This window comes from Embleya sp. NBC_00888 (assembly GCF_045207655.1).
GTDB lineage: Bacteria > Actinomycetota > Actinomycetes > Streptomycetales > Streptomycetaceae > Embleya.
The window spans coordinates 7,225,866-7,238,074 of the sequence record NZ_CP108784.1 but is presented as its reverse complement, the minus strand read 5'-3'; the positions used below and the strand labels follow the sequence as shown (position 1 = coordinate 7,238,074).

The 12,209-nt window shown below is 70.8% G+C and carries 9 protein-coding genes and 2 pseudogenes; 4 read left to right on the top strand and 7 right to left on the bottom strand.

The genetic code is table 11. The features are described from left to right. The first annotated feature begins 19 nt into the window (after nt 1–19). Both OG948_RS30755 and OG948_RS30750 read left to right on the top strand, forming a co-directional pair. Nucleotides 20–475: a hypothetical protein gene (locus OG948_RS30755; protein WP_406299566.1), complete on the top strand. Its 456-nt coding sequence runs from the start codon at nt 20–22 to the stop codon at nt 473–475. A 239-nt stretch (nt 476–714) separates the two neighbouring features. Next, nucleotides 715–1,310 (top strand): annotated as a pseudogene (locus OG948_RS30750) (hypothetical protein). Between the two features lie 120 nt (nt 1,311–1,430). Here OG948_RS30750 and OG948_RS30745 read toward each other — a convergent pair. Beyond that, the gene (locus OG948_RS30745; RefSeq protein ID WP_406300154.1) at nt 1,431–3,011 is read right to left on the bottom strand and encodes an IS1182 family transposase; all 1,581 of its coding nucleotides are present in this window, start codon (nt 3,009–3,011) and stop codon (nt 1,431–1,433) included. A gap of 123 nt (nt 3,012–3,134) precedes the next feature. Here OG948_RS30745 and OG948_RS30740 point away from each other — a divergent pair. Next, a pseudogene (locus OG948_RS30740) lies at nt 3,135–3,983 on the top strand (IS5 family transposase). Between the two features lie 12 nt (nt 3,984–3,995). Here OG948_RS30740 and OG948_RS30735 read toward each other — a convergent pair. Together OG948_RS30735 and OG948_RS30730 are read right to left on the bottom strand one after the other, a co-directional pair. Then, a complete protein-coding gene (locus tag OG948_RS30735) occupies nt 3,996–4,502 on the bottom strand; it encodes a DinB family protein (protein ID WP_406299565.1) in 507 nt (168 codons plus the stop codon). 358 nt (nt 4,503–4,860) lie between these two features. Then, nucleotides 4,861–5,592: an alpha/beta hydrolase gene (locus OG948_RS30730; RefSeq protein WP_406299564.1), complete on the bottom strand. Its 732-nt coding sequence runs from the start codon at nt 5,590–5,592 to the stop codon at nt 4,861–4,863. 1,832 nt (nt 5,593–7,424) lie between these two features. On the opposite strand from OG948_RS30730, the gene OG948_RS30725 reads away from it, so the two are divergent. Further along, the gene (locus OG948_RS30725) at nt 7,425–7,790 is read left to right on the top strand and encodes a YrdB family protein (protein ID WP_406299563.1); all 366 of its coding nucleotides are present in this window, start codon (nt 7,425–7,427) and stop codon (nt 7,788–7,790) included. Between the two features lie 962 nt (nt 7,791–8,752). Here the strand turns inward: OG948_RS30725 and OG948_RS30720 are convergent. The 4 genes from OG948_RS30720 to OG948_RS30705 all read right to left on the bottom strand — a co-directional run bounded on the left by OG948_RS30720 (nt 8,753) and on the right by OG948_RS30705 (nt 12,159). Beyond that, complete coding sequence (locus tag OG948_RS30720; protein WP_406299562.1) at nt 8,753–9,673, bottom strand: anti-sigma factor RsbA family regulatory protein; 921 nt, start codon at nt 9,671–9,673, stop codon at nt 8,753–8,755. Continuing rightward, the gene (locus tag OG948_RS30715; RefSeq protein WP_395865766.1) at nt 9,670–10,011 is read right to left on the bottom strand and encodes an STAS domain-containing protein; all 342 of its coding nucleotides are present in this window, start codon (nt 10,009–10,011) and stop codon (nt 9,670–9,672) included. The genes OG948_RS30720 and OG948_RS30715 overlap by 4 nt, the downstream gene beginning before the upstream one ends. Before the next feature lie 64 nt (nt 10,012–10,075). Continuing rightward, nucleotides 10,076–11,200 (bottom strand): phosphotransferase, encoded by a 1,125-nt coding sequence (locus OG948_RS30710; protein WP_406299561.1) that lies wholly within the window; start codon nt 11,198–11,200, stop codon nt 10,076–10,078. A 176-nt stretch (nt 11,201–11,376) separates the two neighbouring features. Then, nucleotides 11,377–12,159, bottom strand: coding sequence for an alpha/beta fold hydrolase (locus OG948_RS30705; protein ID WP_406299560.1), 783 nt, complete (start codon nt 12,157–12,159; stop codon nt 11,377–11,379). Between the last annotated feature and the right edge of the window lie 50 nt (nt 12,160–12,209).

Genomic DNA, 12,209 nt, shown 5'->3' with positions numbered 1-12,209 from the left:
GGGCAAAGAGCGTCCCGCGATGGTCAGCGCCCACACCGCATACGACCTGCTCACCGAAGACTTTCCGACGCCCGATCCGTTCGCCACCGCGGACGCCTTCGTCGACTGCGCCTCGGCATTCACCACCTTCGGCAACCACGGCATGGCCTTCCGCTGCGTGGTCGGCGCCATGGCGGAGGTGGGCCGAGTACGCGATGACGAGCCCGAAAACGGTCTCGCGCAGGCCCGATTCGGCATGCTCGGCTACGCGGCCTACACATCGGGCGTGGCCGGTGGCCTGCCCGCGTCGGAACTCGTGGACCTCCTCGAGGTCACCGTCCAGGCCCTGACAACCGGCTCGAAACTGGGCTTCGCCGACCCCGACACCCTCATCGAAGCCGCGAAGGCGCTCGCGGACCGCTACGAGGAGAACGGCCGCCCCGACGACGCCGCAACCATCCGACGAGTAGCCGAAGGTATGGCCGAACTGGACTGACCCCACCACACCAAGCCACAGGACCAATGCCAAGAAGCACATCCGAAGGCCACCCCACCCCACAACACCAACGAATCGGCGCTGTCCTTCAACGGTGAAGCCAGTCGCTGTGCCGGCCAATCGAGGCGTTTGGCAGCGAACCCAGTACACGCAGGTCGGCCGAGATCAGCCTCTGAATTCGAGTCGACTCGGCACGCTGTGCGAGAGATCCTCGACGTGAACCGCGCCGAGGAGACAGGTTGATCACGAAGTACCAGCAGCAGCACCTACGCGATCGCCACCTTGCTGCCCCCGTCATGTCGCCGCCGGTGCCCTGGCAGCCAGTCCTGGACCGCAGGACCCCCATCCGCGGCCTGCTCGGCATCGGCTTCGCGGTCCATCCGGACACCGGACACGACCTCGTCATGGTCGTATCCCAAGACGGACACGGACTCTTCGACGCAGTCACCGGCGAAAAGATCGCACGCGACCGGGATCCCGACCCCGCCACCAACACCCCGACGCACACCCGGACCTCGCCTGCCCGGGACTCGGTCCCGTCGCAGGCACCGAGATCCGCATCGCCGGCCTCTTCGGCGGCGGTCTACACAGCACCACCCAGGACGGTTGGACGGTGGATGTCGTCAGCCCCGACTGGCCCCACGACCGCATCATCCTCTCCGCCGACGGCGGAGCGAACAACGGAGCGGCGGGCGGCACCTGGTGGCATGTCTTCCACTCCGAGTACTCAGAACTGCGCGCTGCCGGTTTCTCCCCGGCCGGTCTCACCCTGGCAATCGCGACCAGCAGCGACCTCACCCTCAGGACCCGCCCTCGGTTCCACAGCGAGGACTGAACGGCCACGGGAGCGCGTTCGGACACCTTGCCGTCCCGCCTAGAAGGTCGATGAAAATCTTGGGACCGGTTCCGTCGCGTCAGTGGCGGAACGGGTCGCGTTTCGGGTGCTGTGCCCCGCTCAGGCGGTGGTGGGCAGGCGCCAGGTGGTGCCGTCGTGGGTGAGGCCGAGGCGGATGAGGGTCCGCAGGTTGATCGCGGCGGCGCGGACGTGGAGCCAACGATCGTTGGGGGCGGTGCCGCGGTGGCGGAGTCTGCGGTTGCCGCGGGCGACGATCCAGGCGACCGCGCGTTCCACCGGTGGGCGCCAACGCCGGTACTCGGCCTGCCAATGGAGGTCGGTGGCGGCCTGTCGACGCGCGGCGGCGAGGTGGTCGTGGTGCGGACGGATGGTGAGGGTCCGCCCGGCTTCGGCCTTGGTGCACCGGCCTCGGAGCGGGCAGTCGGTGCAGTGGTCGCCGAAGAACGCCTTGCGTTGGCGGTGTTGTCCGGCGGGGGCTGCCAGGGCGGCGGTGTGGCCGGCCGGGCAGGTCGCGGTGTGGGCGGTGGTGTCGACGGCGAAGTCGTCGAGGGTGAACCCGCCGGGCACCGCGCTGCGCAACGGGGCGGGTTTGAGGAACAACCGGTGCCCGGCGGCCTCCAGGACCGCGCGGGCGTCGCCGGTGGAGTAGGCGGTGTCGCCCAGGAGGTCGACCGGGTCCGGCTCGTCGGCGAGAAGGTCGAGGACGACGTTCGCCTCGTGGTGTTCGGCGCCCGAACCCGGGGTGAGTGCCACCGCGGTGAACAGGAGCGTCTCGGGTTCCACGACCAGGTGGGCCTTGTAACCGTCCTGGTGGCGGCTGCGGGTCTTGTGGATGTGTCGGGACTGCGGGTCGACGACCGAGACGACGCGGTCGGGGGCGGTGCCCCGGGTGATCCGCCACCTGCCGTCGCGGCCGTCGGAGCCGTCGGCGGGCTCCACGTCCTGCCCCGCCACGAGCGCGAGCAGGCCGATCGCGTTCGCCGCGCGTTCGCCGTGCTCGCGGTCGGGCAGGTTCCCCAGCAGCAGGAACGCGTCGCGGACCAGGGCGTCCACCAGATCGGCTCGGGCGGCCGGGTCGTTCCAGGCGATCCTGGGTTTCCCCGGGTCGGTGTAGTCGTGGGCGCGGCAGTGTTCGGTCGCGACGGCCGCGGCGTCGGGGACCTCACGGATCACCGCGCGCACTCCGGAGACGAGTTGGGTGACGGTGTCCTGGGTGGCGACCGCGTCGTCCAGGACGGTGGAGTCGACCGCCCGACGCTGCCTGCCCTTCAACACGCCGGTGGCCCGCACGACCTCGCGGACCGCGTCGAAGACCCGGTCCGGACGCGCCGACCGGGCCAGGCGGCGACGGAAGTACGCCAACAGCGACGGGTCGAACGCGATGTCGTGCAGGCCGAGCCCGCAGGCGGCCTTCCACCGCAGGTCGCACCGCAGTTCCTGCACGGTGTCGAAGTCCGAGAGCCCGTTCAGGGCCTGCAACGTGATCGCCGCCGCCAGGACCTGCGGCGGCATCGACGGACGCCCGTTCGCCGACGGATACATGTCCGCGAACATCACCGCCGGAAACAACGCCTCGCGATGCTCGGCCAGGAACGCGAACACACTCCCCGCCGGGATCAGCTCCCGACACGTCGCCCACACGTCCGGCCCGATCAACTCACCCGACCATTCCCCCTGCACCATGAAAACGAGTCTGGTCCCGCCGCTGACGCGGCGGGGCCAGAACGCAACATCTTCATGAGTCTTCTAGGGCCTGTCCGGCGGATCATGTGACCGTCGTGGCTTCGGGTCGTCGGTATGAGCATGGGGCGGGGAGACTCGACGCATGAGGAGTGGGCCCGGCTGAAGCCGCATCTGCCGAAGTCGGGGCAGTGCGGCAGCCGGTGGGCCGGCCACCGCAGGGTCGTCAACGGAATCTGTGTACGAACGGCACGGACGCTGGCCGGCGGATGGCACCCGGGACAGGATCTTCGCGGCCGTCCCGGCCGACGCCGACGCGGAAGGCCGGATCGACTGGTCGATGGTGAGCGTCGACTCGACCTCCTGCCGAACCCATCAGCACGCCGCCGGCGCTCGTAGGAAACCGCCACGAGTGCCGGGATAAGGACGCACGCCCCGGCAGCACCGCCCCGACGAGGGACTCGGACGCTCCCGGGGCGGCCTCACCTGCAAGATCCACCTCGCCGGTGAGGGCGGACGCCGCCCCCTGGCCCTGCTTGTCACTCCGGGCCGGTGAGGCGACTCTCCGCAGCTCGTCCCGGTCATGGAACGCATCCGTATCGCCCGCCTCAGCGGCGGACACCCACGCACCCGGCCCGACCACCTCGGCGGCGACAAGACATCCCACGCGGACAAGCGTCGTACCCCTCCCGCCGCAACCGCCGCTACCTGCGACGACGCCCGATCAAACACACCATCCCCGAACCGGAGAACCAGCGGGCCGACCGCCGACGAAGAGGCACCAGGGGCAGCCGACCCACCGGCTTCGACAAGGCGATCCACAAACGAAGGAACGAAGTCGAGCGAACCATCAACGCGTTGAAGAACCCCCGGGCCGTGGCCACGAGGTTCGACAAGCGCGGCTACGTCTTCCACGGCACCGTCACCGTCGCCTCGATCCGGCTCCGGCTCCGGCTCCGGCTCCGCCCATGATCTCCGCCGTATCTAGTCGCCGGTCGTGCCGTCGAGCATCTCGCGCAGGATGTCCAGGTGGCCGTTGTGGCGGGCCGTCTCCTCGGTGAGGTGGAGGAGGATCCAGCGCAGGTCGACATGGAGACCGTCGCGGACGGCTCCCCTGGCCTGCGTGTCCAGGCTGTTCCCGGCGACCAGTTCGCGGTGGCGGGCGCTCTGTTCGGCGTATTCGTCGAGCAACTGCGCGAGCGGGAAGTCGACGGCGATACGCATCTCGCGGTCGGGGTCCTCATCGGTCCAGGGGCCCCGGTCCTCCTCGCCGAGGAAGACCACCCGGAACCAGTGGTACTCGACCCAGCGGAGGTGGTTGATCAATCCGCTCACGGTCATCAGCGGTGAGCCCGGCAGGAGCGCCTTGCGAGCGTTCTCCGCGGAGACCCCATCGCACTTGGCGCGGGCGGTGGCACGTGTGTAGTCGAGAAATGTGGTGAGCTGCGTGCGCTCGTCCCACGCGGGCGGCGTGTCGTCGATTCTGGTCATCGCCCGAAGCGTCCCCGATCACCGCGACCGATGTCGAGGTATTAACGGCGGGCCCAACCTGCGCCGGCCGGCCCCATGTCCGGCGGATCGCTACAACGATTCAGTGCTGGTGAACCGCCCGGCATGATCCGCCGGACAGGCCCTGGTCCGGCCCAGGTCAGGTGACGCGTCTACGACCAAGTCGGATGGCAAAGGACAGGCGCCGGCCGGCCAACACCGCAATCCCACCACCAACGCGGCCAGTTCACCCCAAAGCCCGTCCTCGCCCGCTACGGCTTTCGGCAGCCCGGAGCCGGCGACCCACGGGTCGAGTGTCAAGCCTCTGACGAATGTCGCCAAGGCCTGTTATTCGAGGCGATCATGGCCGAGCCCCGTGCGCGGCGGGCGGCGGGCGGCGGGCGGCGGGAACCAGTCTGGCCAGCAAGTCCGCGAACAACGTGGGGCGGCTCAAGAACGGGTGATGGTCCGTTGGGATCTCGATCACCTGGTCGGCCCGGGCAGCCCGCTCCCGCTGCCAGGCAGCCGACGAACCACGATCCTCCGTACAGACCACGTACGTGGAGGGCACGTCCTTCCACGCGGCCACGCTCGGACTCTGGCCGAATGCGGCCAACGACTGCGGCACGAGCCGACGCAGCGCCTCGGCAACGATCACCTCGTCGTCGCAGCCCTGAAGGAAGACTTCGGCGGCGGTCTCGGGCCGCGCGGAGATCGTGCCGTCGCTCCCGACCTCCATCCAAGGCGCCGGCTCCGACCCGGCGAAGCGCGCCAGGGTCTCGCCCGGTTCGGGCATCACCGAGGTCACGTACACAAGGTGCCGCACCGAGCCCAGACCGGCCGCAGCCTCGGTCACGACCATGCCGCCGTACGAGTGGGCAACCACAATGGTCGGCTCATCGCTCCCCTCGAGCACAGCCCGCGTCGCCGCGACGTCGTCGTGCAGATCTCCCAACCCGGCCACATCCCTGCCGGCACTGGTCAGTTCGACCGCCTGCGTATCCAGCCAATGCGCCGCAAGCGGCTCCACCATGCGATGCCACCACCACTCACCATCCACGACGCATGCGCCGTGTACGTAGACCACCTTCACCTGAGAACCTCCCCGTCGGCCCCAATCCGCCGCTCATACGGCTTCCCTCAAGATCAGCACACCGATCGGCCCCTCAAGATCGGATTCCGCCACTGGCGGATTCCGCCATCGGCACAAGCCTTCCGAGGCCCGCCCAAGCCACCACACCCTCCGACCAAACGCCCCCACGACCACCCACGCCTCGCGGCCCTCCAAGACCACCGCTCCACATCAAGACCACCGCCCACAAACGAGAGCACCGCTCTCTCACCTCAAGCCGGCAACCACCCACCCACCCACCCCAGAACCCCCATCCCTCGAACCGGCCGGCACCCTCCCCAAGCCTCCCGAACACCGCCCACCATCGCGATCACCGCTCACAATCAAGAGCACCGATCTCCTTTCGGAGCACGCGACCGAATCGGCACCACCAGCCGCACCCCAAATCCACCCAAGCAAGATCCGCACGCACGCACGCTCAGCAGCAAGCCCAGCCCGACTTCGCCCGGCCGGCGAGCGAAAAACCGATCACCAATGAGAGCACCGGCCGCATACGAGAGCACCGATCTCGCTTCGGAGCGCCCCTCCGGACCCAAAGCTGCACCGACAAGCCAACCGCTCACCCCGCGAACCGGCCACTCTCCATCGCACACCTCCGCCTTGGGCAGCAGAGTTGGCCATCGGGCCGGCATTGCCAAAGGCCGACTCGACAAGCCGAACGGGCAGGCCGAGGCGAGCCGCACCGCCTCGGCCCCATTGCCCGAGCCGCGCTTGGAAGTGGGCGAGCCCAGGCGCCAGGGAGGCCAAGACGAGCGAGACAGAACCAAGCCGGGCACGCGGAGCAGATCGGGCGGGGCCGGGGCAGCTTCGATGCGACGCCAGGGATTCAGGGGGAAGGAGAGGTACGGACCCAGGCGAGCGGCGGCGGCCAGTCACGCTCAAGTGCTCACTGCTCTCATCCGTGAGCACCGCCCCAAACAAGAGCACTGCTCTCGAAATTGGACACCGCAACCACGCCACGGCACATCCAGACCGAACGCAACCGGCAATGGAGCGCAGACGGCACACGCCACACCCCGGGCACCTCGCACCCACCGCACACAACCCACCGCCCCACCCACTTGGCGCGAGCCGGATATGGGACGGCGCGGGGTGCCAGGTGCGGTGTGGCGACCCGACGGGGATGAGACGCACCCCAACCCGGTGAGGTTTGGCCGAGCAAAGGGTTAAGCGCGCGCCGGGCGGATCGGACGATAAGGCGAGTCGGACGTGTAACGGCCGGCGAGGCGCATCGGACGGTCCGGTGGGCGCGCCGGCGGGCTGGACCTGACCGGTCGGACCGGCGAAGCAGGCCGGACGCGTACGACCCGTGAAGCGCATCGGGCGGTTCAAGCGGGTCCGGCCGGCGGGCTGGACCCGACCGGTCGGACCGGCGAAGCAGGCCGGACGCGTACGGCCGTGCGGTAGATCGGACGGGTCGGATGGATACGACTGATCGCATGGGTCGGACGGGTCGGACAGGTGAGGCGGGTCAAACGGGCAAGGCCGGCCGACGGGTGAGGCGAATCGGGCGGGTGCGGCCTGCGCGGTGGGCCCGACGGGTGAGGTGGAGTCAGACCAGTGCGGCCGATGCAGCCGGGGCAGCCGGGGGTGGATCGGACGGGTGGGGATCTCGCGCCAACTGATCTCGGCGCCGCGGGGGCTCGGCGCGTTGTGATGGGCGATTCATTCAGGCGGGCACCGGGCGAGAGCAGTGAACGCAAACGAGAGCAGTGCTCTTGACTTGGAGCAGTGAACGCAGAATGATGCTCTCAGACGAGAGCGGTGCTCTCGTTTTCGACGGGGAGGCTCGCGTGATCGTGCTCTACTGGACCGCCATGGTGGCGCTGTTCTTGGCCGAACTGGCTGTCGTGGGGGCCACTGCCTTCTGGGGATTCACCCTTGGTGCCGGCTGGCCGGTCCGGGTTCTGGTCGGGTTGGCGGCTCCCTCAGTGATGATGCTTCTGTGGGGGCGGTTCGCGGCCGCCAACAATGCGGACGCGTTGACGGGCCTTCCGCGCATCCTGTTCGAGATCGCGTGGTGGGGGACCGGGATCGTGGCGTTCATCGCCGCCGGGCTTCTCCCGGGCGCGATCGGCGTCGCCGTCGCCCGCCTCACCGGCCTGGCCGCCCAACGCAGCAAGGCCCATACACAGCGCGGTGCGGGAATCTCCGCCTGACTCTCGACCCACGTCCTTGCCCTGCCCCCGCCCCGCCCCGCCCCCGGGACCCCACACCGTCACGTCACGCACCGGCGGCCCGCCTCACGACGGCGCTTCGGCTGTCCGGCAAGGGGGACGTTGCCGGTTGCCCGCAGCTTCGCCATGGCACAACCACCACACCACCGAAGGCCAACGGCCCGGCGGCGATCGGTGCCGACTTGGTGACGACGGGCCACCGGGCGCGCGGGGCGCTCTGGGGTCGATGCCGGCCGCCGGGTTCCCTTCTCGTGCGACGAAGCCGGGATGGTGGTCCCGACGGCGTCGGCCCGGCCCGGCCCGGGATCACGTTTGACCCGGGTGATCGACCGCCGGCGTGGCATCGAGGTACGACCTGGCGGTCTGGAGGGCGGCGCGGGGAGGCGGTCCTGTTGTCCGGGCTGCCGGCGACGTTCCGGCGGTACTCGTCACGGAGGAACTGCTCACACATTCCAAGGGGTACACCCGCCAAGAGGAGCGGTCCGAACGAGCCCGGCGGCCGGCTGCGGCACTGACGCCACGTCGACGTGATCCCGAGCAACGAACGCCGCCCGGCACAGGAAGTTCGGGATCGCCAGAGCCGGCCCCACCCCCCTGTCATCCTCGCCGAGGGGATGTGCCGACCAGGTCACAGATCTGGTCGGGCCTCGGGCAATGGCGGCCGGCAAAAGATCGACAGGGGGCCGGCCCCTCGCCCCACCACCCCGAACCGCCGCGCCCCTACCGTGCCAGTCGCAACCGCACCGTCGTCGCCCGCCCTCTCCGTCGAGCGGATGACACCAAGTCGCAGAACTGATCAGATGCCAGGCAATGTCAGCCGGCGAAAAGTCGACACGAAGCCGGCCCCGACCTCGCAGCCGCCCCACCCCACTCGCCCCGCCCACCCCACCCAGCCCACTCGCCCCGCCTGCCCCACCCCGGCCAGGGCCGCCCCACCCCGCCCCCTACCGTGCCAGGCGCACCCGCACCGTCGTCCCCGCGCTTTCCGTCGAGCGGATTTGTACCAAGTCGCAGATCTGGTTGGCCATCCACAGGCCTCGGCCGCCGTCTTGGTCGGGGGTGGGGCGGTGGCGGCCGGCGAGGGGGTCGGTGATGTGGCCGGTGTCGTGGATCTCGCAGACGAAGGAGGCGTCCTCGAGCCAGACGGCGAGCGTGCCGTGGCCGCCGCCGTGCACGATGCTGTTGCCCGCGATCTCGCTCACGGCCAGGATCGCGTGGTTCACGTGTGCGCGCGGCGCGTCGGCCAGGGTGCGGCGGACCAGGGCTCGGACGCCGGCCAGTTCGCCGGAGCGGAACGCCAGTCGGTCGGCGTGCGCGGGTGCGTCCGGCAGGGCGGGGCCGAGCAGGGTCGCGGCGTAGTCCTCAGTGGCGAGGCTCATCCCGTCGCGCTCGGCCGCGGCGGTCAACACGCGCGGGTGCGAGTGCCCCACCCCGTCGATCACTTCCGCGTCCAGCGCGGACACGTCGTACGGACACAGCAGTTGCCATGCCACGCCGTCGAACGCGAGGTTGAGCAGGGCCTCGTGGTGTCGGCACTCGACGATCTCCTGGGCGCTGCGGCCCGCCCAGATCGGCTCGCCGATGCCGCGGAACACGCGTGCGCCGTGGTGTTCGGCCCAGTCCTGCCAGACCGGGATGATCCGGGCCGGGTTGCGGCCCACCCGCTCCATGTCGATCCAGGCCACCCGGTCGGCGTCGGCGCCGAGTTCGTCGCGCAGCGCGCCGGCCCGCGGTTCGATCACCGCGACGCCGACCGCCTCGTCGTCGGCCAGGCCGGCCCGGACGAAGCCGGCGGTACGCTCGACGAACTCGTCGATGCCCGCGTAGAGCAAGGCGTCGTGCCGGAACATCGTGGCCGTCGTCATCGGGTCGTCACCTTCTCCAATACCAGGCCGGGGACCCGGTCCCATCCGGCGAGCCGGACGAGCACGCACAGTTCCTCGGAGGCGCGATGCAGGACCAGGCGCCTCCCCGGCTGAATCCGCAGGGCGGTCTCGACCAACGTACGGATGCCGGCGACGTCGATGAAGCGTAGCGACGACACGTCCACGTAGAGGTCGCCGGTACCGCCCGCGCTCTGCGTGACCAGAGCCGAGCGTACGTGCGCGCAGTTGTCGAGGTCGACCTCGCCGAACAGGCGCACGCCGAGCGGTGGTGAGGTTCGCTCCACTCGGAGCACCCCATCCGCGTAGTCGACGCTCATGCACGCCCCTCCCGTCCGACCGACCGTCCTCGACGACTACCCAACATCAGCCATCCGACACCGCTCACCCCATACGTCGCCGCAGCCACGTCAGTGCGCCGTGCGCCTGCGCCCGCTGGAACGGCCGCAACGTCGGCAATCCGGGCGGAGCCGGGCGCAGACTGCTCTCGGCGAAGAATCCCGCGGCGGCGGCCGGCACGGTGGTGATGCGGTCCGGATCCACCCGCCGCGCCGCCAGGTGCGCCTCGATCAGATCGATGGCCGGATCGCCGTTGTGCATGATCACACTCGGTGCCATCACGACCACGTCGAACCACGCGGCGCCGATCACGGCCCACGGCCAGTCGACGAACACGACCCGGTCCGGGGTGAGCAGGATGTTGTCCGCGCGCAGGTCGCAGTGTACAAGCGCGGTGCCCTCGGCGGCGCTCTTCCAGTCGGCCGCTCGGGTGGCGAGCCGGTCGACGTTGGCGTGGGTCCACGGCCCGAACGGTTCCGGATCGAAACCCCGCCGCCAGGCGCCGAACGTCGTGGCGAACGCCTCCGCGATCGTGGGCACCTCGATCGGGGACGGGTCCATGCCGGCGGTGAACTCGGAGTAGGCGGTCAGGACCCGTGCGAGGTCCTCGATGCGCCACGGCTGGACCGGCGTGTGGCCGTCGATGTCCTCGAACACCAGCGCGACCCAGTCGTCGAGGTCGATCAGGGCGAGCAGGTTCGGTACGGGGGCGGCGGCCGGGAGCGCGGCGGTGACGCGGGCCTCGATGCGGTGCAGATCGGGCGAGTCCGGGTTCGCCTCGATGCCGACGGCCTTGACGAACGCCCGCCGCCCGTCCGCGAGTTCGATGCGGGCGGCGACGCCCGGCGAGAATCCGCCGAGCTGGGTGACGGCGCGGGTGACCGGTGCGCCGAGCCGGGCCTCGACGGCGGCACGCAGCGCGGCCGGCGCGGCCTCCCACGACATGCGGACGCCGGCGGCGACGGGAGGGAGAGGAACGCTCGGGATCGCCGCGCCCACCCGGTCCGCGTCCGGCAACCCGGCCTCCCGGCCTGCCCCACGCCCACCGCCGGCCCCGCTCCCACCACCGGCCCGACCCGCAACGCCGGCCCGGCCCACCCGGCCCACTCCCCCCGCCCCCTCGGCCGCCGCCGTCGTACCGACCGACTCGCCCACGCTCTCGTCGCTCATGCCCATCAGGATTTCGACCCCACTCGACCCGGGCAACCACATATCCACCCGCACCGCCGCAACAACACCCACCCACACACCGGGCGGGCCCAGGGGCGGGCCTTCACTCCCCCGCCAAGCGGCGTGTCCTCTCTCCCCCGCCTGGCGGGCCCCCGCCAGGCGGGGCCCGACGCCCCCTACCCCTGCTCCGCCAGGAACGCCGCCACCGCCCGAGCCACCGCCACCGGCTCGTCGTCGTGGATCCAGTGCCCCGAGTCGGGGAACTCGACCAGTCGCGCGCCCGGCCGCCGGGCGACCATGTCGCGCGCGAGGCCGGCCGGGAGCAGCGTGCTGTGGCCGCCGCGCAGCACCAGGGCCGGGACGGACGAGCCCAGCCAGTCGGACCACCAGTCGCCGATGGCGCCCTCCTGTACGGCCATCATCTGCTCCCAGTCGAACAGCAGCCGGTACCCGTCGCCGTCCCGCTCCGCGCTCTGCATGAAGTAGCCCGCGTCCGGTACGCCCCGGGCCCTGATCGCCTCGGACAGCTCGGCGCGCGTCGGCGCCGCGCGCGGCCAACCTCGGACGTCCAGGATCGGCTGCTCGATCTCGGGCCGGCGCATCACGGGGCCGACGTCCTCGACGATCAGCGCGCGGACCAGGTCCGGGTGACGGGCGGCGAGCCGGTACGCGGTGATGCCGCCGAGCGAGTGGCCGAACAGGACGACCGGGCCGGCGCCGAGGTCACGGATGAAGTCGGCCGCGTCCGCGATGAAGTCCTCGTGCCGGAACGGACCGAGGTGCGGGTGTCGGCCGTGGCCACGCTGGTCCGGTGCGACGACTCGGGCCGCGCCCGCGAGTTCGGCGGCGATGCGGGTGAAGATCGCGCCACGGCCGAACGAGCCGTGCAGGGCGACGAGCGTGGGGCCCGGCCGCCGAAATCGAGATGCTGCATCGACCCACCCTCTCAAACGCCCCACACACCGACCGAAGCCATCCGGGACGACGCCCCCGATTCGCCCCCGACCGC

Excerpts from the sequence above, each read along its gene's own strand:
- OG948_RS30755 (WP_406299566.1), top strand. The coding sequence starts at position 20 with ATGGTCAGCGCCCACACCGCATACGACCTGCTCACCGAAGACTTTCCG.
- OG948_RS30735 (WP_406299565.1), bottom strand. The coding sequence starts at position 4,502 with ATGACCAGAATCGACGACACGCCGCCCGCGTGGGACGAGCGCACGCAG.
- OG948_RS30720 (WP_406299562.1), bottom strand. The coding sequence starts at position 9,673 with ATGACGACGGCCACGATGTTCCGGCACGACGCCTTGCTCTACGCGGGC.
- OG948_RS30715 (WP_395865766.1), bottom strand. The coding sequence starts at position 10,011 with ATGAGCGTCGACTACGCGGATGGGGTGCTCCGAGTGGAGCGAACCTCA.
- OG948_RS30710 (WP_406299561.1), bottom strand. The coding sequence starts at position 11,200 with ATGAGCGACGAGAGCGTGGGCGAGTCGGTCGGTACGACGGCGGCGGCC.